This is a genomic window from Nocardioides potassii (assembly GCF_021648885.1).
GTDB lineage: Bacteria > Actinomycetota > Actinomycetes > Propionibacteriales > Nocardioidaceae > Nocardioides > Nocardioides potassii.
This window is the reverse complement of the sequence record NZ_JAKJHZ010000012.1, coordinates 100,102-122,788: the sequence shown is the minus strand read 5'-3', so window position 1 is coordinate 122,788 and position 22,687 is coordinate 100,102. Positions and strand designations below refer to the sequence as shown.

Sequence of the window (22,687 nt, the reverse complement as noted above, 5' to 3'; positions counted from 1 at the left end):
ACGGCCGGCGATCAGACGCCGTCAGGGGCGAGCACGATGTCGAACCGGACGCGGGACCACGCGGTGTCGGCGAGGTCGCGACCGTCCGGGGTCGGCGTGCCGGCGGGCTGCTCCACGAAGTCCATGACGAGGGACTCCTTGACCCCGAACACGCTGTCCTTGTCGAGCAGCTCGTCGCCGCGCACGAAGATGTGCGTGACCAGCGTGCGCCTGCCCTCGGCTGTGACCATGAAGTGCAGGTGGGACGCGCGCATAGGGGACCGACCAGTGGCGGCGAGCATGCGGCCGACCGGGCCGTCGTGCGGGATGGGGTACGGCGTCGGGGTGATGGCCCAGAAGTGGTAGCGGCCTTCGTCGTCGCTGAAGAGGTGGGCGCGACCGGCGATGCGGTCGTCGTCGTACTGCACGTCGTAGAAGCCGTCCTCGTCGGCTTCCCACACCTCGATGCGCGCGCCGGGAACGGCGTTGCCGTCGGTGTCGGTGACGGTCCCCTCGACCCAGCACGGCTGCCCGCTGGCGGCTCCGGCGATGTCGCCGCCGAGGTCGATGCGGGGCGCGTCCTCGACGAAGAAGGGCCCGAAGACGGTGGCCTCGGTGGCGTCGGCGTAGGCCTCGTTGTTGATGGCGATGGTCTGCATCGACGCTCCGAGGGTGTCGGAGAGCAGGATGAACTCCTGGCGGCGCTCGTCGGTGATGTGGCCGACGGCGGTGAGGAAGTCGATGCCCTGCTTCCACTCCTCCTCGGTGAGCCGCACGTCCCGCAGGAACGCGTGCAGGTGGGTGACGACGCCCTGCACCAGCTCCCTGAGCCGGGGGCTGGTGGTGCTCCCGAACGAGTCGAGGACGGTGTGGACCAGCTCGGCCTCGCGAGCCTGCTGCTCGGGTGAGAGGTCGTGGTGGGTCGTGGAGGTGGCGTCGCTCATCGGGGTTCTGCTCCTTCCCAGGCGCGGTGCAGGAGGTCTTCGAGCACGTCCGGGGTGACGGTGGCCGGGTTGTCGGGGGGCACTGCGGGGAGGACGGCGCGGGCGGCATCCGGGACCTGGGACTCCTCGAAGCCGTAGTCGCGCAGCGCTCGCGGGGCGTCGAGCCGCCTTCGCAGGTCCTGGAGACCGGTGAGGCCGTCGACGGAACCGAACGCGCGAGCGATGCGATCGTCAGCCTCGGGCGCGGCAGGCCCGTTGAGCGCGAGGACGTGAGGCAGCACCACGGCGTGCGTCGGGGCGTGCGGGAGGTCGTAGCGGCCGCCGAGCACGTGGCAGATCTTGTGGTGCAGGCCGGAGCCGGCGGACGCGAAGGCGACGGCCGCGAGGTAGGCGCCGTACAGGGCCTGCTCCCGGCCCTTGAGGTCCGACGGGTCGGCCACGATCCGGGGCAGGCCGGCGTCGAGCGCGCGGATGCCCTCCGCGGCGAGCGCCTGGTCGATCGGGTCGGTCCGGGGCGACCACATGGAGTCGACACAGTGCGCCAGGGCGTTGAGTCCGGACGCGACGCTGAGGTCGACGGGCAGGGACAACATGAGCGAGGCGTCGTAGACGACCGTTCGCGGCAGGACCTTCGCGTCGACGCCGGTGGTCTTCGTGGACTCCTCCGTCAGCCCCCACACGTTCGTGGCCTCCGAGCCGGCGTAGGTCGTCGGGACCGCCACGATCGGCAGGCCGGTGGTCAGCGCCACGGCCTTCGCCAGTCCGGTCGTCGAGCCTCCCCCGATGCTGATGAGGACGTCGGCCCGGTGCTCGGCCGCGGCCCGCCGCGCCCGCTCGGCGACAGCGACGGGGACGTGCATGACGACGTCGTCGTGGACGTGCGCCACCGGCAGGCCGTCGGTGACCGCTCCCGCGAGCTCCGACTCTGCTGGGGCTGCGATGACCATGGCGCGCGTCCAACCCTGCTCCGCCACCTCGGCGGACAGGGATGCCGCCGCCTCACCGGAGCCGAAGCGGATGCGCTGGGCGAGGGTGTCGTGCGTGAAGGCGAGCGTCACCGGACGCTCCCGCGGCCAAGCACCTGGCTCAGTGCCGTACGCAGCTCGGACCGGGGATCGGCGGGAAGGCTGTGCGCGCGCCACGCGATGTGCTTGTCGGGGCGCACGAGCAGGGCGCCGCTCTCCTCCACCTCACGGAGCTTCGACCAGTCGTAGTACAGGTCGGTCACCGGCCGACCAGGGCCGATGATCACCGCTTCCATGGGCACGCCGAGCTCGTCCGACACCTGCCTGGCCGCGTCCTCCCACGCCTCGCCGGCGATGCCGGAGATGAGGGTGAACCGGTCGTAGGGCGCGAGGTCCATCATCGCGTGCTTGGCCTTGTTGTCCCCGACCCAGGCGTGCGGCAGGTGGGACCCGGGGACCGTCGAGGCCTCGTAGTAGAGATCGGGGTCGCGGGTGGGCTCCGGCCGGGCGGTGCCGTCGGGGACGATCGCCGCCGAGGTGTAGAACTGGCCCAGCTCCACGCCGTGGGCGTTGAACTCGTAGTTCTTCAGCTCCATGGCCTTCACGAGCGCGGCGCGCTTCGCGGCGCCCTCGGGGGTGTTGGCCTTGCGCTCCTCGATCGCCGCAACCATCTCCTCCTCGGTCTCGGCGTCGGTGACGCCGAGTGCCACGAACAGGTCCACGAACTCGCGGCTCGACCTGTTGGCGCGCTTCACGATCCGCTCGGCCACCGGGGCCCGTTCGGTGGAGTAGGTCTCCAGCAGGGATGCATTGGCCTGGCCACGCAGGACCGCCGCGAGCTTCCACGCGAGGTTGTAGGCGTCCTGGACGGAGGTGTTCGACCCCAGTCCGTTGCTCGGCGGGTGGCGGTGGACGGCGTCGCCCGCGCAGAAGACGCGGCCCGACTGCAGGTGCGTCGCGTACATCTCGTTGTTGCCCCACAGCGAGGTCCCGGTGATCTCGACCTCGAGGTCGGGCATGCCGAGCAGGTTCCGCACGATCTCGGTGGCCGCGGCATCGTCGACGACGGGCGGCTCCTCGTTGATGTCGTAGCCCCAGACGATCAGCCACTCGTTCCACGGTCGGATCATCCGGACCAGGCCGGCCCCGATGCCGCCGACGTTGGAGCCGGGCTGGATGACCCAGTAGAGCACCGACGGGCGGTGGTCGCAGTAGGCGCTGATGTCGGCCTTGAACGTGATGTTCATGGAGCCGGCGATGTCCATCGCACCCTCGAAGGGCAGGTCGATGTCGGCGGCGACCTTCGACCGCGCACCGTCGGCGCCGATGAGGTACTTGGCACGGATCGTGTACTCGGTGCCGGTCATCCGGTCGAGGACCTGCACGTCGACCCCGTCCTCGTCCTGCGTGTGCGAGAGGTACTCGGTGGAGAACCGGGACTGGGTCCCGCGGGACGTGGCGTTGCGGACCAGGATCGGCTCCAGGTAGGTCTGCGGGATGTCGACGATGAGGCTCGGGGAGGCGAGCTGGTAGTCCGCCTCGCGGGCAGCGCTGGTGCCCCAGGTGTGGATGCGCCCGATCTCCTCGCCGGCGATGGAGGTGCAGAACACGGTGTCCCCCACCAGGTGGTGCGGGGTGGCGTCGGCGAGGACCTGGTCCTCGATGCCCACGTCGCGGAAGATCTCCATCGCCCGCTGGTTGGTGATGTGCGCCCGCGGCGTGTTGGCGGTCCACCGGTACTTGGTGATCATGATGTTGGGCACGCCCAGGCTGGAGAGCAGCAGCGCGGAGGCGGCGCCGGCCGGACCCGAGCCGACGACGAGGACGTCGGTCTCGACCACGGAGGACGTCGGCAGCTCGGTGTCCTTCTGGCCATCATCGAACGCAGGCACGTGTCATCCTCCTTCTGGCCGGCCGTGCGCCGGCGGTCCCGCAAGTCTCGGCACCGGCCGGTGGCCTGTCGATGGTGTGACGACCATCTCGGCGCGTTTGCGCACCGATGGCCGATCTGGGCACGCCGCGCTCCACGCCGGGCAGCCGCGACAGTGCGGGTCAGACGTCCAGGCGGATCGAGCGCGCCGAAGCGGCCCGGCGTCGTACGTCGCTCGCCGTCTCACCGAAGCGGGTCCGGAACGCGCTCGAGAAGTGCGCGGACGAGGCGAACCCGCAGTGGTGGGCGACCTCGGCGACGGTGAGCGTGGTCGCCTCGGGCTTCTCCAGCAGCCGGCGCGCGTAGTCCAGGCGTCGCCCCAGCACGTAGCGGGGGAAACCGGTGCCCGCGGTGGCGAAGACCCGCGAGAGGTGACGGGTGCTGAGGCCCACCGCGGCGGCGACGTTCTCGGCCGACAGGTTGGGGTCGGTGAGGTGCTGCTCGATGTAGGTATGTGCAGCCGCGCGGTGCGCCGCCGAGGTGTCCCGTTCGCGGTTCCCGGTCAGCGCCGCGAGCAGGTCGAGCAGCGTGTCCTCCTCGACCGGTTCCGGGTCGGCGTCGCGGGCGGCGCGACCGACGGTGGTGGCGAGGGTGTGAGCGACGGCGTGGGTGCCGGCCGCGAAGCTCACGACGCGGGGCTGGTCGACCCGGTCGATGCCGGTCGCCTCGGTGAAGAGCGAGCGGGGGATCTTGAGGACGAGCTCCTCGAGACCGTGCGAGAACCCCCGCATGAAGGGCCGGTCGGCGTCACACATCAGCATCTGGCCCGGCTGCAGCGTCCGGACACCGTCGTCGTGGTAGAAGAACGCCTCACCCACCAGGCTGAAGAACAGGGCGACCGACTCCGACGGGCGGCGCTGGATCATCCGGGTGTCGCGCTCGACGACGTGGGAGTTCCCACGCACCCGGGCCAGGTGCACCCGGCTCACCTGGAGGTTGATCTCGGTGGCGTCGAGGACCGCGGACGTCAGCGTCCGGCAGCGCAGGCCGATCAGCGCGTCCTCGTTGTGGCTCTCCCAGAGCTCGATCCGCTGCTCCAGGGGGAGGTCCTGGGTGGAGAAGGCCACCACGCCCGGAGCCTGCGCGGGAGGCGCTGATCCCTCCGTCATGGGGGGACGATACCTCGCCTGTGACGTCGGACACAGGTTTCCCACGGAGCTCATGCCCGGGTCGCGCTCCTGCGGCCGGCCCGCCCGCCCCCCGCCGCCGCAGGCCGGTCGACCTCGACACGGTGGCCGAGCGGGAACATCTCGAGGCGGCCGCGGGTCAGCAGCCCCCACACGCCTGTGGGCGCGAAGAGCACCACGACGACGGCGAGTGCGCCGAGGGCGACGAGGTACCAGGTGCCGTAGCTCGAGAGCTGCTGCTGCAGGACGAAGAAGACGACGGCTCCGATGATCGGCCCCTCGATGGTGCCGAGCCCCCCGATCACGACGATGAAGATCATGAACGCGCTGTAGTTGACCGAGTAGATGGAGTCGGGGCTGACCCGGAGCGCGTTGACGGCGATGAGTGCCCCCGCCAGGCCTGCGCCAGCGGACGCGGCGACGTACACGAACCGCTGCCAGCGGCGCACGTGGACGCCGAGGCTGGACGCGGCCTTCACGTCGTCGCGGATGGCGGTGAGACCGAGGCCGACCGGCGAGCGCATGAGGACGTAGGTGGCCACCACGACGATGACCGCGAGCGCGAGGCCGAGCCAGTACACGGTCGCGATGCGCGTGACCCTGTCGGTCCCGCTGAAGGCCTGGAGGGACAACCCCGACCCGCCGCCGAGCGCGTCCACCTGGGTGGTGAGGAGCTTGAAGCCCTCGGCCAGCACCCAGGTACCGATGGCGAAGTAGCCCCCCACCAGCCGGAACACCAGGAACGAGGTGACGAACGCGAGGAGCCCGGCCACGACGGCAGCGAGGAGGAGGGCGATCACCAGCGGAAGGCCGACGGCGTCAGCCAGGTAGATGACGCCGTAGCCGCCGGCGCCGATGAACGCCTGCTGCCCGATCGAGACCAGGCCGCCGTATCCCGCCAGCAGGTTCCAGGTGGTCGCCAGGATGATCAGCGAGAACAGGCCGACGAGCTGGGTCAGCCCGCCGAGGGAGACGTTGTAGGGCACCCACACGGCCAGCACGACCACGGCTGCGACCATCACGGCAGCGCCGGCGACGGAGCTGCGGCCGCCGCGCCGTACGACGGCGTGAGGAGCTTCCTTCGCGGCGCTCACGCGGTCACCGTCCGGGGCATCAGGCCGCTGGGCTTGAGCGCGAGGACCGCGAGGAAGACGACGTGACCGAAGAGGATCCCGTAGGCCGGTTCGACCTGGGCGCCGACGGTCTGGGCGACACCCAGCACGAGGCCGCCCAGCAGGGTGCCCCACAGCGACCCGAGACCGCCGATGATGACGGCCTCGAAGGCGAAGATGAGGACGAGGTCGCCGTACCCGGGCGTGAACTGCGTGCTCATGCCGAGGAAGGCACCGGCCGCGGCGACGGAGCCTACTGCGATCGCGGTGGCGAGGCCGTACATGTGCCGGTCGTCGATCCCCATGAGTCGCGCGGCCCCTGGGTCGTCGCTGGTGGCGCGCATGGCCCGACCGACGGCGGTGCGGGACAGGAACAGCTGGATGAGGCCGATGAGCGCCACCGCGACGACCAGCGTGAGGAGGGAGAACACACCGATCGAGAGGCCGTCGACGATCCGGGTGCTGGAGGTGGCGAGGCCGCCGATCGAGATGCTGCGCGAGTTCGCGGTCGCGATCTCCTGCAGGAGGTTCACCACGATGACGGCGAGCCCGAAGGTGACCAGGAGCGGAGCGAGCTCGCCACCGCGGAGCGCCCGGTTGAGCAGGCCCCGCTGGAGCAGATATCCGACGCCGGCGAACACCAGCACCGAGGCGACGAGGCACACCACCAGCGGAAGCGAGGTCCGCTGCGAGAGCCAGAGCGTCAGGTAGGCGGCGGTGACCGCGAGCGCGCCGTGGGCGAGGTTCACGATGCGCATCACCCCGAACACGAGCGACAGCCCGCAGGCCAGCAGCGCGTACTGCCCGCCCAGGAGCAGTCCCTGGACGACGGCGTTGACCCACGTCATGGTGCTTCCTCCAGTCCGAAGTAGGCAGCGGCGACCTGCTCGCGGGTGAGCTCGACCGCGGGCGCCTCGAGGACCGTGCGGCCTTCGAGGAGGCACTGCAACCGGTCAGCGACGGACAGCGCCTGGCCCAGGTCCTGCTCGACGACGAGCACCGTGGTGCCCTTGGCGGCGATCGTGGGCAGCGCGCGGTAGATGTCGCCCACCACGACGGGCGCGAGGCCGAGGGAGACCTCGTCGAGCAGCAGCAGCCGCGGGTTGGCCATGAGGGCGCGGCCGATGGCCGTGGCCTGCTGCTCACCGCCGGAGAGGTGTGCGCCGATGCGGTTGCGCCGGTCGGCGAGCAGGGGGAAGGCGTCGAAGACGGCTGCGAGGTCCCAGGGCCCGGGCCGTCTGCTGTACGCGCCCACCTGCAGGTTCTCCTGGACGGTGAGGGACCTGAAGATGCGTCGTCCTTCGGGGACCAGCGAGATGCCGAGGGCGACGCGGCGGTGGTCCGCCACGTCCGCCACGTCGCGGCCGTCGAACCTGACCCGACCTGCGGTGGGGTGCATCACGCCGGCGATGGTCTTCAACAGGGTCGACTTCCCTGCACCGTTGGCCCCGACGACGGCGAGCGTCTCGCCCTCCTCGACGCGCAGGTCCAGTCCCCAGAGGGCCCGGAGCTCGCCGTAGGCGGCGTCCACGCCGTCCAGCTCGAGGAGCGGCATCACGCACCGCCCTCGGCGACCGACCCGAGATAGACCTCCATGACGGCGGGACTGGCCATGACCGCGTGCGGGTCACCCGTCGCCACCACCTCACCCATGGCCAGGCACATCAGCCGGTCGACGACCTGCAGGAGGGCGTGGACGATGTGCTCGATCCAGACCACCCCGAGGCCGGCGTCGCGCAGGCGGGCGATCAGCGCGACCAGCTCGGGCAGCTCGGCCTCGGTCAGGCCTCCGGCGATCTCGTCGAGCAGGATCAGTCGCGGCTCCGTCGCCAGCGCCCGCGCCAGCTCCAGGCGCTTGCGGTCCAGGAGGCGCAGGGAGGCTGCGTCGGTGTTGACCACGTGGGTGAGGCCGGCGGTCTCGATCGCGTCGAGCGCGGCACGGTGCGCCTGCCGCCCCCGCGCTCCTCCGGCGAAGGTCGCGCCGACGAGCACGTTCTCGAACACCGTCAGCCCGCCGAACGGCCGCGGGACCTGGTACGTCCGACCGATCCCGCGGCGGCCGCGTCCGGCGGCTCCCAGGGAGGTGACGTCGTCGCCGTCGAGGAGCACGCGTCCCGCGTCGGGACGCTGGGTGCCGTTGACGATGTCCAGCATCGTGGACTTCCCGGCGCCGTTGGGCCCGACGACCCCGAGCACCTCGCCGGCTCCCACGTGGAAGGACACGTCGGTGGCTGTCACCACGCGGCCGAACCGCTTGGCGATGCCGCTCACCTCCAGCAGCGCTGTCACGAGAGCGGCTCGACCTTGCCGGCGAGGGGCACCTCCGGGGCGAGCTGGTTGGACACGACGACGAGGTCGAACGGGTGGTCACCGCCGTCCGTGGCCCGCCACTGGCCGCCGGTCACCGGCGTCTTGGCGACGTACGGCGGCACGTCGGGGTCCGCGCCCCACGCGACGTCGCCGACCACCGTGCTGACGTCCAGGTCCGACAGCGCGGCGACGATGTCGTCGGCGTCGGTGGACCCGGCCTTCTGCACTGCCGCGGCGGTGACCTCGAACAGGGCGTGGGCGAAGCCCAGGGGCTGGGTCCACTGCTCCCCCGTCTCGGACTCGAACGAGTCGGCGAGCTCCTGCGCGCTCTGGCCGGTCAGCGAGCTCTCGTACGGCGCCGTGGGGGTCCACCACACCTCGGTGGCCAGGCCGTCGGCGATGTCACCGAGCGCCTCGACCGAGGACGGGAACAGCAGCGCCTTGCCGATCGTGGCGACCTTCGGGGAGTAGCCCTGCTGCTTGGCCTGCTTCCAGAAGGTGGTGAAGTCGGGCGGGATCGGGACGCCGAGCAGGATGTCCGAGCCCTTGAACTGGGAGATCTGGGCGGAGAAGTCCTTGGTCCCGTTGGTGTAGAGGCCGGGGTTGTCGATCGTGACACCGCTGGACTCGGTCAGACCGGGGAAGTTCGCGCTCCACGCCTGCCCGTCGGGGTCGTTGGGGAACAGGCCTCCCGCCTTCTTGTTCGTCGAGACCTGGGTCCAGATGTCGGAGTAGACGGCCGCGACGTCCTCGAGTCCCCAGAAGAAGTGGTAGCTGTACGAGAGGTCGGCGGGCTTGTCGCCGTCGCGGATCGCGAACGGCTGCCAGGGGGCGACCGTGGTGATGCACGGGATGGAGTTCGCCTCGCACTGCTCGGACACCGGGTCCACGATGTCCGGTGTGCCGGAGGAGATCAGCACGTCGACGCCGTCGCTGTTGATGAGCTCGGTGGCGACCTCGGCCGCCCGGGTCGAGTCGCTCTGCGCGTCCTTGACGACGATCTCCACCTGGTAGTCGGTGCCATCGACCTCGAGCGGGTTGTCGGCGAAGTATGCCTTCATCTGGTCCACGACGAACGAGTTCGCCTGGCCGAACGGAGCCAGCGAACCGGTGGTCGTCGATACGAAGCCGATCTTGAGCGTGGCCTCGTCGCCGCTGGACTCCTCCCCGCCGATGCCTCCCGAGCAACCGGCCAGGGTGGCCGCGAGGGTGAGTGTCGCGACACCGCTGATGACGGATGGGCTGAGCTTCATGGTGGTGCCTCCCTGGTGCAGGGTCGCGCCAGCCGCGACCTCCGGAACGACCACGCGGTCCGAGCACGCGTTCCGGGAGCATCGTTCGGAAGCTTGTGACCGGCGTCACCGCTTGGGAGGCGTTCTCGGCGGAAACGACGACCGATGGCGGAAAGACGAAACGACGTTGGGGGTCCGGGCACACAGCAACAGGGCCTGACCGGCGTTTCCGCAGGTCAGGCCCTGTTCTTTGTAGCGGGGGCAGGATTTGAACCTGCGACCTCTGGGTTATGAGCCCAGCGAGCTACCGAGCTGCTCCACCCCGCGTCGGTGAACAGAACATTACAGGGGTGGTTCGGCCGCACTCAAATCGGGGGCCTCGGGGCGCCTCAGCCGGCGAGCTTGACGGCCTCCTCGATCAGGGCGCGCCCCTCCTCCATCAGGCGGGCCCACTTCACGCTGTTGCCCTCGCGCTGCGCCGCGTCGGCCTGGGTGAACTTGTCCTCGGCCTGCTGCAGCAGGTCGCGGATCTGCGCCTGCGTGCCGCCCGGGACGTTGGTCGACGGCGACTCGCTCGGGGTCTCCGTCGGCGAGGTCGTGGGCGACTCGGTCGGGGACTCCGTGGGCGTCTCCGTCGGGTCGCTCGGCGACGAGGAGCCGTCGAGCGAGTCCTCGATCGCCACGCTGAGCGTCGTACCGATCCCGACGTTGCCCTTGTAGGAGACGAGCACGAAGGTGAGGACCGGGAACGCCGACTCGTTCTTGCGTCGCGTGTAGAGCGGCTGGACGTACATGAAGTCGTCGCCCACCGGCAGCGTCAACAGGTTGCCGTTGATGATGTCCGCGTCGCCGTTGGTGTAGGGCAGCAGCCGGTCGCGGACCTCGTCGTTGGTGCTGAGCTGGTTGGCGATCAGGCGCGGGCCGTCGGTGCCCTCGTCGGGCAGCTCCTTGACCGAGATCTGCCCGTAGGTGTCGGACGTGGCGTCGCTGTCGACCTCCATGAAGGCCGCGAGCTTGTCGCGCTTGGGCCACACGTAGACCGACGTGAGCGACCAGGTCTGTGAGCCGCCGTCGTCGGTGAAGAGCCGGTAGGGCGGCTGCAGCGTGTTGGTCGCCTGCGGGTCCTTCGGGGCCTCCCACCGCTCGGAGCCCTCGAGCCACGACTGGGCGTCGGTGACGTGGTAGCGCTGGTACTGGTAGCGCTGCGCCTTGAAGAGGTCCTCGGGGTAGCGCAGGTGGTCGAGCAGCGAGTCCGGGATGTCCGACTTGGGCTTGACCGTGCCGGGGAAGACGTCCGACCAGGCCTGCAGGATCGGGTCGTCCTCGTCCCACTGGTAGAGCGTCACGGTGCCGTCGTACGCGTCGACGGTCGCCTTGACCGAGTTGCGCACGTAGTTGACCTCGTCGGTCGGCAGCGTGGCGAACGCGCTGTCCTGCTGGAGCGCGTCCTCGGTCATGGTCTCGAAGGACTCACGCTGCGACCCGGGGTACTTGTCGGTCGTCGTGTAGCCGTCGAGGATCCACACGATCTTGCCGTCGATCACGGCCGGGTAGGGGTCGGAGTCGACGGTCAGCCACGGGGCGACCTTCTCGACCATGTCGCGCGGCTGGCGGTCGTAGAGGATCTTGGAGTCGCTGTGCACGCGCCCGGAGAGCAGGAGGTTGGGCTCGGAGTACTTCACGGCGTAGAGCAGCTTGTTGAACACGTTGCCGATCGGGACGCCACCGTCGCCGGTGTAGGTCGTGAGCCGGTCCTCCTCCTCCCCCGCGTCGGTGCCGGAGTCGGTGGCGAGGTCGAGCTCGATCGGGTTCGCTCCATCGCGGCTGCCCACGATGCTGTAGGTCGGGCTCATCTCGCCGTAGTAGACGCGGGACTCGTAGCCGTCGGACGACAGGCTGGAGAGCGCGTCCTGGTTGGCCTCCTGGCCCTCGGCCCACTGCACGCTGGTCGCCTGGCGCTCGTCGTCCTCCGGGCGCTGGTTCGCGTACGCCGCGATGACGCCGTTGCCGTGCGTGTAGACCGTGTGGAGGTTGGCCCACGTCTGGTTGTCCTGCGCGATCCCGTCCTGGTCGAGCTCGCGGACACCGAGCACGATCGCGCGTTGCGTGCCGTCGAGCTCGTAGCGGTCGACGTCGAGGACGTCACCGACCGAGTAGTAGGGACGCACCTGCTGCTGGAGCTGGAAGGTCTGGCTGACGACCTTGGGGTCGACGAGCGGGACCGAGGAGGTGATCCCGTCGAGCTGCTGCAGGCGGCCGTCCGTGCCGATCGGCGTACCGGTGAAGCTCTCCTCCTCGATCTGGTCCAGCATGAACGCCTGACGCGTGGCGTCGATGTTCTTCTCCAGGTAGGGCCCCTGCCGGTCCGGCACGTTGGGGTTCACCCGGATCGCCTGGACGACCGACGGCACGATGAGCCCGAGGATGATCGCCGACAGCGCGAAGAGCGCGACACCGACCGAGGGCAGCAGCCAGGTGCGGCGCCAGACGTTGGCGACGAACAGCACGGCACAGACGACGGCGATGCCGGCGAGGATCTCCTTCGCGGGCAGCACGGCCTTGTCGCCCGTGTAGTCCATGCCGGTGAAGATCGAGCCCGACTTGGACACCAGGTCGAAGCGGTCGAGCCAGTAGTCGACGGCCTTGGCGAGCACGAAGACGGCGAGCAGCACCGACACCTGGATCTGCGCGGCGCTCGTCAGCCGCTCGCCCGGGCGGGCGGACAGCCGGATCCCACCGAACACGTAGTTGACGAGGATCGCAGCGAGCAGCCCGACGACGGCCAGGGCCATCACGAAGTCGACGACGTAGTGCCAGAACGGCAGGTCGAAGACGTAGAACCCGACGTCCTTGTTGAAGTAGGGGTCCTTCGTGCCGAAGCTAGTGCCGTGGCGCCACAGCGAGTAGCTGCGCCACTGGCCGGTCGCCGAACCGCCGGCGAAGAGGCCCATCACGATCGCCGCGCCGGCGATCACCCAGGTCATCCTCGGCGCGAGCAGCTCGCGGTAGCGGTCCATCCCGTCGTCGGGCATGCCCGGCATGCCCGGCCACAGCACCGGCCGGAAGCGGTACGCCATCGCCATCGAGACCGCGACGGTCGCTGCCATCAGGCCGGCGAAGACGAAGAACAGCCCGATCCGGGTCAGCAGCAGCGTCGTGAAGACCTCGCCGTAGTCGACCGACTTGAACCACAGGCGCTCGGTCCAGAACGACGCGAAGCCACTGAGCAGCATGAAGGCGAGGACCAGGATGATCGCGGTGATCACCAGCGCGCCCGGACGGCGTGAACCCGTCGGCGGCCGCTGGCCGGTCGGCCGCTGCGGCCCGTCGGGGCCGTTGCCGGCGCTCGGTCGGTCGAAGGGATTGCTCATGCCTGCCCCTGCTCGGCGGTGTCATGGGTGGTGTCGGTGAAGGTCGCGTGGAGGAGCTCGAGGAGGCCCGGCACGAGCTCGGTGCCGTTGACCACGGACTGCTCGTCGTCGTGCGCTCGCAACCTCAGCGCGCAGTACGACGCGCCGGCGCGGGTCACGCCCGCCACCATCCGTACCTCCTGGCGGTCCGGGTGCTCGCGGGCGAACAGCTCCGCCGCGGTCGGGTCGTCCGGGATGTCGTCGTCGACGTCGGGCGGGAGCACGAGCCGCTCGATGACCGCGGCGCAGCCGGACACGCTGTCGGGCCACGCGATCGTGTGGAGCGCCTCCTCGAGGGGCTGGCCGGGCGGCAGCCCGTCCTGCTCGATCGAGGTGAACGACCCGTCGTCGGACGGGCCGTCGATGGCCATCGCGGCAGCGAGCGCGGGCTCCTGCTCGACGAGCGCGGCGGTGTCGACGAGGGCGTAGAGCCGGGCCGGCTGGTCCCAGCCGTCCTGCGCGACGTGCGCCTCGATCTCCAGCACCGCCGCGGCCAGCGCGGGGTCCTCCGGCAGGGCGTCGGCGCCGGAGGGGTCGGGTGCGTCGGTCGTCATGAGGCGGTGTCCTTGCAGGTCGGGAGCGATGCGTCGTGGTCGGCGGCCCAGTCCGAGACGGTCTCGACGGCCCGGTGCATGGTGGTGGCCTTCGCGAGCCGCATGTCGCCGGTGTCCACACCCCCGATGCCGTCGCAGTTGTCGGCGGGGACGAGGAACAGCTGCGCGCCGGCGTCGCGAGCGGCCGCGATCTTCTGCTGGATGCCACCGATCGGCCCGACCTCGCCGGACGGCGTGACGGTCCCGGTGCCCGCGATGTCGGCGCCGTCGGTCAACGATCCCGGCGTGAGGGTGTCGTAGATGGCCAGCGACATCATCAGACCGGCGCTGGGACCACCGATGCTGTCGGGGATGTCCACGCGGACCTGGAACGGGAAGTCGAACCCCACGCCTGGGGTGAATCCCACGCGGTAGGCGCCGTCGTCCATCTCGCGCGGGGTGACGTCGACGGTCAGCCGCTTGCCGTCGCGGAGCACGACGAACGGCACCGGCTCGCCGCGCGGCGCACCCTCGATCGCGTCGAGGACGTCCTGGGCCTCGGTGATCTCGGTGTCGCCGACGCGGACCAGCACGTCGCGCACCTTCAGCTTGCCCTCGGCGGGCATGCCGGGGGTGACGTCGACGATGTCGACGATCGGGTCGAGCTTCTCGCCCAGCTCGGTGAGCGCGGCGGCGATGGCGGTGTCCTGGGAGGAGACCATCGCGCCCGCGGACTCGCGGTCGTTGGACTCGTCGGTCTCCTCGGGCGCGTAGACCGAGGACTTCGGCCACACGGCGTCGTCAGGCGCGAAGTAGGCCCGGAGCAGCTCCGGCAGGTTGACGGCTTCCTCCGGCGTGCTGACGTAGACGGTGGTCATCCGGAGCTCGCCGTCGTCGTAGTAGGACTTGTGCCCCGTCACCTGCACGGTCTCCTGTCCGTCGGTCTTCGCGAGGATGTCGACGGTCGGTCCGGGCTGGTAGATGACGTAGGGCAGCGGCACGAAGAAGGCGACTCCCCACAGCACGGCCAGCAGGCTCAGTGCGAGCAGGCCCGCCCTGGTCCGCTGACTCATGGGCGCAACTCTCTCAAATGCACGCAACTGGCCGCACACTCAGGCTGCACGGTCAGGGGCGGCGGGTGTGGCTCGGGCGTACGGCGATGCCGGTGCTCCGGTCACGCGCCGGTGCGGACGTACGCCGCGTGCCGGCCGGCAGCTCCTTGCCGAGCGCCCTGCCCATCCGCTCGACGGCGACGTCGCGGTCGACCTCGCCGTGGCCGTCACGGCCGACCCACGAGACCCACGCCATCGCCAGCACCGTCACGACGACGGCGGGCGCGAGCCAGAGCAGGACCTCCACGACGCGAGCCTAGGCGCCGGACGCGGTCACCCGCGGCAGGCGTCACGGCGTGCCGACCCACTCCTCGCTCTGGTCGTCGAAGACCTGGTGCTTCCAGATCGGCACCTCGGCCTTGAGGGTGTCGATCAGCGCCCTGGAGGCGGCGAAGGCGTCGCCGCGGTGGGCGGCGGTGGTGGCGACCACGACCGCGAGGTCGCCGATGCGCAGCTCACCCACGCGGTGCACGGCGGCCACCCCGCGGACGTCGTGCTCCGCGGCCACCCGGCGGCACACCTCCTCGAGCCGCTCGAGCGCGGTCGGGTGGGCGGAGTAGTCGAGCGCGGTGACGCCCTTCCCGCCGTCGTGGTCGCGCACCTGCCCGATGAAGAGGGTGAGCCCGCCGGCACCGTCGTCGCCGAGCGCGTCGACGACCTCCGTCACGTCGAGCGGGGTGTCCCGGATGTCGACGAGTCGGAGGGGGTCGGGGCGAGCATCGGCAGGGGCGTCGGTCACGTCGTGGAGTCTAGGTCCGGCCGGTCCCGCCCGCTGGGCGCGGTCGGTACGGTTGATGCCATGAGTGACACCCCCGGAGGCCCCGGATCGCCCGGTCAGGGCCCCGACGACGACAACCCCTCCGACAACCCGTTCAAGGGCACGCCCTTCGAGCAGATCTTCTCGCAGATGGGCGGCCTCGGCGGTGCGGGCGGCGGCATGCCCGACCTCGGCGCCCTGATGGCGCAGATGCAGTCCTTCTTCGCGCCCCACGACGGCCCGATCAACTGGCAGACCGTCACCGACCTCGCTCGTCGTACGGCTGCCCAGGAGCCCGACCCCACGGTGTCGTCGGCGCAGTCCAACGCGGTCGCGGACGCAGTGCGGCTAGCAGACCACTGGCTCGACGCCACCACCGAGTTCCCCTCCGGCGTCACCACGACGGCCGCCTGGTCGCGTGCGGAGTGGATCGTCGAGACGATCGACGTCTGGAGGGTGCTCGTCGAGCCGATCGCCGGCTCCGCCACCGCCGCACTGAGCCAGGCGATGCCCGAGGAGATGCGCCAGCTCGCCGGTCCGCTGATCGCGATGCTCGGCAAGGCCAGCGGCGCGATGGTCGCCAACCAGGTCGGCAGCGGCCTCGGCGCCCTCGCGGGTGACGTGCTCAGCGCCTCCGACATCGGGCTCCCGCTCGGCCCGATCGGCAAGGCCGCGCTCCTGCCGACCAACGTCGAGGCGTTCGCGGCCGAGGTGCCCGACGTGACGGCCGACGACGTGCTGCTCTACCTCGCGCTGCGCGAGGCCGCCCACCAGCGGCTCTTCGCCGGCGTGCCGTGGCTGCGCGACCACCTGATCAGCGCGGTCGCCGAGTACGGCGCCGGCATGGACTTCGACACCTCCGGTATGGAGTCCAAGCTCCGCGACATCGACGTCTCCAACCCGGCCGCGATGCAGGAGGCGCTCTCCGGTGGGCTCTTCGATCCCGAGCCCTCGCCCGCCCAGAAGGTCGCCCTCGAGAAGCTCGAGGTGACGCTCGCCCTCGTCGAGGGCTGGGTCGACGAGGTCGTCGGCCAGGCGACCGCCGAGCGGATGCCCGCGGCGGCCAAGCTGCAGGAGACCGTACGTCGTCGGCGTGCCGCCGGCGGCCCGGCCGAGCAGACCTTCGCCACGCTCGTCGGCCTCGAGCTGCGACCGCGCCGGCTGCGCGACGCCTCCGTGCTGTGGGGTTCGCTGCGCACGCGCCAGGGTGTGGAGGCCCGCGACGGCGTCTGGATGTCGCCCCACCTGCTCCCGACCGCGGCCGACCTCGACGACCCGCTGGGGTTCCGCGAGGACTCGGTCGCCCCCGACGAGCTGTCCGAGGACCAGTTCGACGCCGAGCTGCGCAACCTGCTCGACGGAGGCGACGCCACCGACGGGCCCGCCGAGAGGTGACCCTCCACTCCGACGCCCGCGCCGTGCTGGCCGGGTGGGTGCCGCCGAGCGCCCGTGACGCCGAGCTCCGCGACCGGTTCGTCGCTCACCTCGACGCCCACCCGGACGGCACGACGCGCGCGTGCCTGCCCGACCACCTCACCGCCGGCACGATCGTGCTCACGCCGGAAGCCGACGCGGTGCTCCTCAACCACCACGCGAAGGCCAAGGTGTGGCTCGCCTTCGGCGGTCACTGCGAGCCCACGGACACCACCCTGGCCGGGGTGGCGCTGCGGGAGGCACACGAGGAGTCCGGTCTGGCCGACCTCGACTTCGACCCGGTCCCCCTCGACCTCGACGAGCACGAGGTGCTGTTCTGCTCACCCGGCACGGCGGTGCACCACCTCGACGTACGGTTCGTCGCCACCGCGCGACGCGACGGCTCGCACGCCGTCAGCGACGAGTCGCTCGACGTGCGCTGGTGGCCCGTCGACGACCTGCCGGAGATCTACCCCGACATGCGCCGGTTGATCGGCGACGCGGTGGCGCGGCTGACCACCCGTTGATCAGGTGAACGACTTCGTCTCTGAGTCGCTGATGCCCGGGGAGGTGTTGAAGCCGACCACGAGGTCGCCGGTCCCGTTGGCGGTCCTGTTGAGCACGAAGGTGAGATCTTGGAACGTGCCAGCAGCGTACTGTGCGGGAGCCTTGTAGACCACGGTGGTGATGGTCGCACTGACGAGCGACCAACCGTTTTGCAGCGGCGGCTGGCTGGTCGACAGCGAGGGAGCCGAGAACGAGACGTTCAGACCCGTGGTCTCGCTCGTCCCACCGTTCTCGATGTGAATCACCACGGTGAGTGTCGGTGTGTTGCCCTGACCCGTTCTACTGGCACTCGTGATGGTGCTAGGGCGGAGGTCGGCGCCCGAGGTCGCGAAGGCGGGCGCCGCAACGGCCACGGCGATCGCGGGGACGGTCCAGGCGCCGGCGCGCACCACCTGACGGCGGCTCGGCTTGATCTCGGTCACGGCGGACTTCCCCACGTGGTCGGGAAGTCACGGCCCCCCGGATTGACGGTCCGTACAGCCTAGAAATCTGATCGATCCAATTCCCCCACGCGAAGGTGCTTCAACGGTAAACCTTCAGGAACAGTCGTGCACCGAACCCCCCGGAGGGGGTGGATCAGTCCTCGGCGCCCGGCGGCGGCTCGAGGCGTGCGCCGGTGGAGAACCCCTCGAGGTAGCCCTTGGCCTTCTCGGCCTTGGGATAGCGGTCCACCCAGGCCCAGAACTCCGGGGTGTGTCCCGCCTCGAGCAGGTGGGCCAGCTCGTGGACGAGCACGTAGTCGACCACCCAGCCGGGCATCTGCTGCAGCCGGTCGCTGAGCCGGATCGTCCGGTCGCCCGGCGTGCAGGAGCCCCACCGCGCATTCTGGTTGGTCACCCAGCGCACGGAGGCCGGGACCGCGAGCCCGCCGAGGTAGAGGTCGTTGAGCGTGGCCGCACGGGTGACGAGGTCGTCGTCGGAGCGCAGCTTGCGCTTCTCCTGGCGCTCGATCCGCTTCACCATGTCGGCGACCCAGGTCGCCTCGTCGCGCTTGCTCATGGTCGCCGGGATCAGCACCACGATGCGGTCGCCGTCGCGGTAGGCCGACACCGTGCGCCGGCGGCGGCGCGAACGGCGTACCTCCACCTCAGCGGTGGGTGACGGCGAGCTCATGCTCCCGAACCTAGCCCTCCCCACCGACAGGACCAGCCGGGACGCGCGGGGTCACAGCCGCGCGGACGCCCACTCCAGCAACCGGTCGCGCTCCCAGGTGGTGACGATGCGGTCGGGGTCGATGCCGGCCTCCGTCGCGCGGGCGGCGCCGTGGTCGAGCATGTCGAGCTGGCCCGGAGCATGGGCGTCGGAGTCGATCGAGAACAGGCAGCCGAGGTCGCGGGCGAGCTCGAGCAGCCTGGTCGGGGGGTCGCGCCGCTCGGGTCGTGAGTTGATCTCGACCGCCACCCCCTCCTCGGCGCACGCGGTGAAGACGGCCTTCGCGTCGAACTGGCTCTGCGGCCGCTGACCCCGGTTGCCCGTGACGAGCCGACCCGTGCAGTGCCCGAGGACGTTGGTGTACGGATTGCGCACCGCGCCGATCATCCGCTTGGTCATCGGTACGGCGTCCATCCGCAGCTTCGAGTGCACCGAGGCGACCCGGACGTCGAGCCGACCGAGCATCTCGTCGGTCTGGTCCAGCGAGCCGTCGTCGAGGATGTCGACCTCGATCCCCTTGAGCAGCGTGAAGGCGCCGCCGAGGTGCTCGTTGACGGCGTCGACCACACCGAGCTGGCGCCCGAGCCGCTCGGCGCTCAGGCCGTTGGCCACCCGCAGCCGCGGGCTGTGGTCGGTCAGCACGAGGTAGTCGTGGCCGAGCTCCATGGCCGTCATGGCCATCTCCTCGAGCGGGGAACCGCCGTCGGACCAGTCGCTGTGGGAGTGGAGGTCGCCGCGCAGCCGGGCGCGGAGCTCCTCGCCGCCGGTCGCGAGCGGGCCGGCGGTCTTCTCGAGCTTCACCAGCCGCTCCGGTACGACGCCGTTGCAGGCGTCGGTGATCACGGCGGCGGTGCTCGGGCCGATCCCCGGGAGCTCGGTGAGCGTGCCGGCCGCGGCGCGGGCGCGCACCTCGTCCTCGGGCAACGGGAGGATCGTGCGCGCGGCGTTGCGGAAGGCCTCGATCCGTCGGCTCTCCTCGCGCTTGCGCTCCATCAGGAACGCGATCCGGCGCAGGGTCGCGACGGGACCCCGGGCCTCGCCGGCCGCCGACTCGTCGCTCACTATTTCTCCTCCACACCCCGGATCGCGGCGTACGCGCTGGTCACGGGCACAGTACGACGCCCCGCCGGGCGTGTCGCCCACAGGGCTCTCCCCACGCGCGAGCCCACCGTCCACGAGGGCCGGACCACCGTGCACACCGCCTCCACAGCTCTGTCCACAGGCGTGGACGCCATGGCGTTGACCGGGCGTGCGACGCCTCCTAGCGTGCTCCCCAGAAGGGCCCCACGGCTCCTCGACGTCAGCAGGGGAAGGCAGGCGTCGGTGGGCTGCGGGGCCCCTTCTTCGTCTCCGACTCCTCTGCGGCGCTCGGCTACTCGCCGCGGAACTCCGGAGCCCGCTTCTCCCGGGCGGCGGCGATGCCCTCCTGCAGGTCGGCGGTCGCCAGCGTGAGCGGCTGCGCGAGCGCCTCCCACTGCAGGGCGGACTCGAAGTCGGGGTGGCCTCCGTCCGCGAGGGCGATCTTCGTCAGCCTGCTCGCGATCGGCGCGGTCGCGGCGATCCCGGCCGCCGTCGCGAGCACCTCCTCGAGGAACGCGCCGCTCTCGACCACCCGTGAGACCAGCCCGAGCCGGAGGGCCTCGTCGGCCTCGACGACTCGTCCGGTGAGCAGCAGGTCGCGGGCGTGAGCCGGTCCGACCACGTTGGGCAGCAGCCAGGTGCCGGCCATGCCGGCGTGCATGCCGAGCTTGTTGAACGGCAGCCCGAGCTTCGCACCCTCGGCGGCGTACCGGATGTCGCAGGCCAGGGCGAGGCACAGCCCGGCACCGATCGCGGCACCGTTGACCGCGGCGATGGTCGGGACCTCGAGCCGGCGGATGGAGAGCCAGGCCCGGTAGAACGGCAGCATCCGGGTGCGCAGCCGGTCGACGCTCGCGTCGGGCTCGCTGGCGATCCAGGACGTGTTGCCGCCGGAGCAGAAGGCGCTGCCCTCGCCGGTCACGACGACGGCCCGGACGGTCGGGTCGGCGGCGAGGTGGTCGACGGCCCGGACCCACGACGACGTCATCTCGTCGCTCATCGCGTTGCGCATGTCGGGGTTGTCGAGGGTCAGCAGCGCGACCCCCTCGGAGGGCCGCTCGAGGCGGAGGTGGGACAGCTGCGGGAGGGCGTCGGCCGGGGTCTCGGGCATGGCCCGAGGGTACTGATGCCGCTGAGCGTGGACCGACCCGGATTCACGCTCAGCGCGTGTGGTGCGTGAGCGTGGCCCACGCGTGGCGTAGGGTCATCGGCGGAGCGCTGGCGACCGCCACGTTCCCCGGCGGGCTTCCCCCTACGACAACCCCGTCGCGACGACCAAGAAGAAACAAGCAAGGAGGCCGTCATGGCGGAGACCTGGAGCGGTGAGTTCTACTGCGTCAAGTGCAAGGAGAAGCGCGAGGCGGAGGGCGAGATCAAGGTCAACGACAAGGGCACCAAGATGGCCAAGGGCGTCTGCCCGGTCTGCGGTACCAACCTGAACCGCATCCTCGGCAAGGCGTGAGACTCACCCCTTGAGCCACCAGCGGCGGCGTCACCCCTCGGGTGGCGCCGCCGCTGCATTTCCCCTGTGGAGGGCGGCCACGCAGGTCGGGTGACGTGGCAACGTGCGTGGCATGCCGCTCGTGCCCACCCGGAGCCCGTACGCCGCCGGGCTGCGTGCCCAGCTCGACTGTCCGGACGCATGGCGCACGCAGGCACTCGCCGCCCTCGCGGTCGCCGGGGTCACCGTCGACGACACCGCCGCGGTCGGCATCGGCGTCTCGCCCGGTCGCGCGGTGTCGGCGACCGTCGACGACTGGAGCGTCGCCTCGCTGCCCCACCTCCTCGTCGCAGTCACTCCGTGGTCGGTCGAGGTCGGACCGTGGGCCGCGCCCGGGCTCGGCCCGTGCGCGCGGTGCGTCGCCGCATCCGTCCTCGACGACCGGCCGGAGGCGCTCGCCGCCGAGGTGCCGCGACCGCTCCTCGCGCTGGCTGTCGGCACCGCTGCGCGCGACCTGGCCGCCTGGGCTGCCGGCGAGACGCCGTACACCTGGCTCACCTCGTGGCGCCACGACCACCAGCAGCTCCCGACGCAGCGGCGCTGGGCGCGCCATCCCTACTGCGGCTGCGCCTGGTTCGACACCGCGTGAGGGAGCGTCACCACCACTCGCTGTCGAGCTTGCCCTCCATCGCCCGCAGGTTCGCCCGCGAGCACGTGACGCAGAACCGCTGCTGCCGACCGCGCTCCACTGCCGTCGTCCAGGCCAGCGCGTCGCTCGCCGACGCCTGCGTCCCGCAGTAGCTGCAGGTGACGGTCTCCTCGTCGTCCATGCCCACGCGAGCGACGCTACTCCCCCACCCCTCCCGAAATGACCGACGAGCCGGTACGTCGTCACCGTGACGACGTACCGGCTCGTGCTGTGCCCACCCGCGATCAGGTGAGTGGATCAGATCGCGCGGGCGAGGGCGAGACGCGCCTGCTGCGCGGCCTGCTCCGCCTTGCGGCTCATCCGACGCGCCATGGCCAGGTGGTGGCCACGACGCAGCTCGTGCGCCTCTCCCAGGCGCGCGGACATTTGCGCGCGTGCGAGTTCTTCATGCATGAGATTCATGTCGTTGCTTCCGTTTCGGTAGGTCTTCATGTGGGTGGTGTTTCCTTGTGTTTCCTGAGTGGGAGTGAGTACGCGGTGGCGCCTACGCGGCGGCCCCGTCCTTCTGCTTCTGCTCGGCCGCGTGAGCAACCTGGTCGGACTTGCGGGGCCGGCCTCGCGGCCGCTTGCGCGGGATCACCACGCCCTGGAGGAAGAGCTCGCCTCCCCAGACGCCCCACGGCTCGCGCCGCTCAAGGGCTCCGTCGAGGCACAGCGCCTGCACGGGGCAGTCGACGCAGAGGGCCTTGGCGTGCTCCACGTCCGCGGGGGACTCGGCAAACCACAGCTCGGCGTCGTTGACGCGGCAGGGCAGCAACTCCTCATCCACTCCGGCGGCTGCGTCGTGCAGGGCTCCCAGGGGTGCCTGGGGCTCGACATCGGCAGCGCGGTTGCGGTCGAGAACGCTGATGGTCATGTGTATTCACCTCCTACTCGTTGACCTGATCGCGGGTCTGGAACTGGACATTGCGGTG

The 22,687-nt window shown here is 70.9% G+C and carries 25 protein-coding genes and 1 tRNA gene; 4 read left to right on the top strand and 22 right to left on the bottom strand.

Features of this window, described 5'->3' with window-relative positions:
* Nucleotides 1-11 precede the first annotated feature (11 nt).
* From L2K70_RS19990 to L2K70_RS19920, 15 genes are all read right to left on the bottom strand, one after another.
* Nucleotides 12-923, bottom strand: coding sequence for a hydroxyquinol 1,2-dioxygenase (locus L2K70_RS19990; protein ID WP_236405120.1), 912 nt, complete (start codon nucleotides 921-923; stop codon nucleotides 12-14).
* Complete coding sequence (locus L2K70_RS19985) at nucleotides 920-1,981, bottom strand: maleylacetate reductase (RefSeq protein WP_236405119.1); 1,062 nt, start codon at nucleotides 1,979-1,981, stop codon at nucleotides 920-922. The genes L2K70_RS19990 and L2K70_RS19985 overlap by 4 nt, the downstream gene beginning before the upstream one ends.
* Nucleotides 1,978-3,780: an FAD-dependent oxidoreductase gene (locus L2K70_RS19980; RefSeq protein WP_236405118.1), complete on the bottom strand. Its 1,803-nt coding sequence runs from the start codon at nucleotides 3,778-3,780 to the stop codon at nucleotides 1,978-1,980. The genes L2K70_RS19985 and L2K70_RS19980 overlap by 4 nt, the downstream gene beginning before the upstream one ends.
* A 160-nt stretch (nucleotides 3,781-3,940) precedes the next feature.
* Complete coding sequence (locus tag L2K70_RS19975; RefSeq protein ID WP_236405117.1) at nucleotides 3,941-4,927, bottom strand: AraC family transcriptional regulator; 987 nt, start codon at nucleotides 4,925-4,927, stop codon at nucleotides 3,941-3,943.
* Between the two features lie 50 nt (nucleotides 4,928-4,977).
* Nucleotides 4,978-6,039 (bottom strand): branched-chain amino acid ABC transporter permease, encoded by a 1,062-nt coding sequence (locus L2K70_RS19970; protein WP_236405116.1) that lies wholly within the window; start codon nucleotides 6,037-6,039, stop codon nucleotides 4,978-4,980.
* Nucleotides 6,036-6,905: a branched-chain amino acid ABC transporter permease gene (locus L2K70_RS19965; RefSeq protein WP_236405115.1), complete on the bottom strand. Its 870-nt coding sequence runs from the start codon at nucleotides 6,903-6,905 to the stop codon at nucleotides 6,036-6,038. The genes L2K70_RS19970 and L2K70_RS19965 overlap by 4 nt, the downstream gene beginning before the upstream one ends.
* Nucleotides 6,902-7,612: an ABC transporter ATP-binding protein gene (locus tag L2K70_RS19960; protein ID WP_236405114.1), complete on the bottom strand. Its 711-nt coding sequence runs from the start codon at nucleotides 7,610-7,612 to the stop codon at nucleotides 6,902-6,904. The genes L2K70_RS19965 and L2K70_RS19960 overlap by 4 nt, the downstream gene beginning before the upstream one ends.
* Nucleotides 7,612-8,346, bottom strand: a complete 735-nt coding sequence (locus L2K70_RS19955; RefSeq protein ID WP_236405113.1) for an ABC transporter ATP-binding protein — start codon at nucleotides 8,344-8,346, stop codon at nucleotides 7,612-7,614. Before L2K70_RS19955 ends, L2K70_RS19960 begins: the two co-directional genes overlap by 1 nt.
* The gene (locus tag L2K70_RS19950) at nucleotides 8,343-9,620 is read right to left on the bottom strand and encodes an ABC transporter substrate-binding protein (protein WP_236405112.1); all 1,278 of its coding nucleotides are present in this window, start codon (nucleotides 9,618-9,620) and stop codon (nucleotides 8,343-8,345) included. The genes L2K70_RS19955 and L2K70_RS19950 overlap by 4 nt, the downstream gene beginning before the upstream one ends.
* A gap of 232 nt (nucleotides 9,621-9,852) precedes the next feature.
* Nucleotides 9,853-9,926 (bottom strand) — tRNA-Met (locus L2K70_RS19945).
* Between the two features lie 62 nt (nucleotides 9,927-9,988).
* Nucleotides 9,989-12,970, bottom strand: a complete 2,982-nt coding sequence (locus L2K70_RS19940; protein WP_236405111.1) for a UPF0182 family membrane protein — start codon at nucleotides 12,968-12,970, stop codon at nucleotides 9,989-9,991.
* Nucleotides 12,967-13,563, bottom strand: a complete 597-nt coding sequence (locus L2K70_RS19935) for a PPA1309 family protein (RefSeq protein WP_236405110.1) — start codon at nucleotides 13,561-13,563, stop codon at nucleotides 12,967-12,969. Before L2K70_RS19935 ends, L2K70_RS19940 begins: the two co-directional genes overlap by 4 nt.
* Nucleotides 13,560-14,615 (bottom strand): YlbL family protein, encoded by a 1,056-nt coding sequence (locus L2K70_RS19930; RefSeq protein ID WP_236405109.1) that lies wholly within the window; start codon nucleotides 14,613-14,615, stop codon nucleotides 13,560-13,562. Before L2K70_RS19930 ends, L2K70_RS19935 begins: the two co-directional genes overlap by 4 nt.
* Before the next feature lie 52 nt (nucleotides 14,616-14,667).
* Nucleotides 14,668-14,901, bottom strand: coding sequence for a hypothetical protein (locus tag L2K70_RS19925; RefSeq protein ID WP_236405108.1), 234 nt, complete (start codon nucleotides 14,899-14,901; stop codon nucleotides 14,668-14,670).
* Nucleotides 14,902-14,943: 42 nt separating this feature from the next.
* Nucleotides 14,944-15,393, bottom strand: a complete 450-nt coding sequence (locus tag L2K70_RS19920) for a molybdenum cofactor biosynthesis protein MoaE (protein ID WP_236405107.1) — start codon at nucleotides 15,391-15,393, stop codon at nucleotides 14,944-14,946.
* Nucleotides 15,394-15,453: 60 nt separating this feature from the next.
* On the opposite strand from L2K70_RS19920, the gene L2K70_RS19915 reads away from it, so the two are divergent.
* On the top strand, nucleotides 15,454-16,806 hold the full coding sequence (locus L2K70_RS19915; protein ID WP_236405106.1) for a zinc-dependent metalloprotease: 1,353 nt from the start codon (nucleotides 15,454-15,456) through the stop codon (nucleotides 16,804-16,806).
* Nucleotides 16,803-17,351 (top strand): NUDIX hydrolase, encoded by a 549-nt coding sequence (locus L2K70_RS19910; RefSeq protein ID WP_236405104.1) that lies wholly within the window; start codon nucleotides 16,803-16,805, stop codon nucleotides 17,349-17,351. The genes L2K70_RS19915 and L2K70_RS19910 overlap by 4 nt, the downstream gene beginning before the upstream one ends.
* On the opposite strand, the gene L2K70_RS19905 is transcribed toward L2K70_RS19910, so the two are convergent.
* From L2K70_RS19905 to L2K70_RS19890, 4 genes are all read right to left on the bottom strand, one after another.
* Nucleotides 17,352-17,813, bottom strand: coding sequence for a hypothetical protein (locus L2K70_RS19905; protein ID WP_236405103.1), 462 nt, complete (start codon nucleotides 17,811-17,813; stop codon nucleotides 17,352-17,354).
* A gap of 154 nt (nucleotides 17,814-17,967) precedes the next feature.
* Nucleotides 17,968-18,504 (bottom strand): M48 metallopeptidase family protein, encoded by a 537-nt coding sequence (locus tag L2K70_RS19900; protein WP_236405102.1) that lies wholly within the window; start codon nucleotides 18,502-18,504, stop codon nucleotides 17,968-17,970.
* Nucleotides 18,505-18,555: 51 nt separating this feature from the next.
* The gene (locus L2K70_RS19895) at nucleotides 18,556-19,605 is read right to left on the bottom strand and encodes a PHP domain-containing protein (protein ID WP_236405101.1); all 1,050 of its coding nucleotides are present in this window, start codon (nucleotides 19,603-19,605) and stop codon (nucleotides 18,556-18,558) included.
* A 310-nt stretch (nucleotides 19,606-19,915) separates the two neighbouring features.
* Complete coding sequence (locus tag L2K70_RS19890; protein WP_236405100.1) at nucleotides 19,916-20,734, bottom strand: enoyl-CoA hydratase/isomerase family protein; 819 nt, start codon at nucleotides 20,732-20,734, stop codon at nucleotides 19,916-19,918.
* Nucleotides 20,735-20,926: 192 nt separating this feature from the next.
* On the opposite strand from L2K70_RS19890, the gene L2K70_RS19885 reads away from it, so the two are divergent.
* Together L2K70_RS19885 and L2K70_RS19880 are read left to right on the top strand one after the other, a co-directional pair.
* Nucleotides 20,927-21,085 (top strand): DUF5679 domain-containing protein, encoded by a 159-nt coding sequence (locus L2K70_RS19885; RefSeq protein ID WP_090969683.1) that lies wholly within the window; start codon nucleotides 20,927-20,929, stop codon nucleotides 21,083-21,085.
* Between the two features lie 112 nt (nucleotides 21,086-21,197).
* Nucleotides 21,198-21,713: a hypothetical protein gene (locus L2K70_RS19880; RefSeq protein WP_236405099.1), complete on the top strand. Its 516-nt coding sequence runs from the start codon at nucleotides 21,198-21,200 to the stop codon at nucleotides 21,711-21,713.
* A 7-nt stretch (nucleotides 21,714-21,720) separates the two neighbouring features.
* Here the strand turns inward: L2K70_RS19880 and L2K70_RS19875 are convergent, their stop codons facing one another.
* The 3 genes from L2K70_RS19875 to L2K70_RS19865 form a co-directional block, all read right to left on the bottom strand.
* Nucleotides 21,721-21,900: a hypothetical protein gene (locus tag L2K70_RS19875; RefSeq protein WP_236405221.1), complete on the bottom strand. Its 180-nt coding sequence runs from the start codon at nucleotides 21,898-21,900 to the stop codon at nucleotides 21,721-21,723.
* Nucleotides 21,901-22,010: 110 nt separating this feature from the next.
* Nucleotides 22,011-22,205, bottom strand: a complete 195-nt coding sequence (locus L2K70_RS19870; RefSeq protein ID WP_236405098.1) for a putative WhiB-interacting protein — start codon at nucleotides 22,203-22,205, stop codon at nucleotides 22,011-22,013.
* A 52-nt stretch (nucleotides 22,206-22,257) separates the two neighbouring features.
* Complete coding sequence (locus tag L2K70_RS19865) at nucleotides 22,258-22,629, bottom strand: WhiB family transcriptional regulator (protein WP_236405096.1); 372 nt, start codon at nucleotides 22,627-22,629, stop codon at nucleotides 22,258-22,260.
* Nucleotides 22,630-22,687 lie beyond the last annotated feature (58 nt).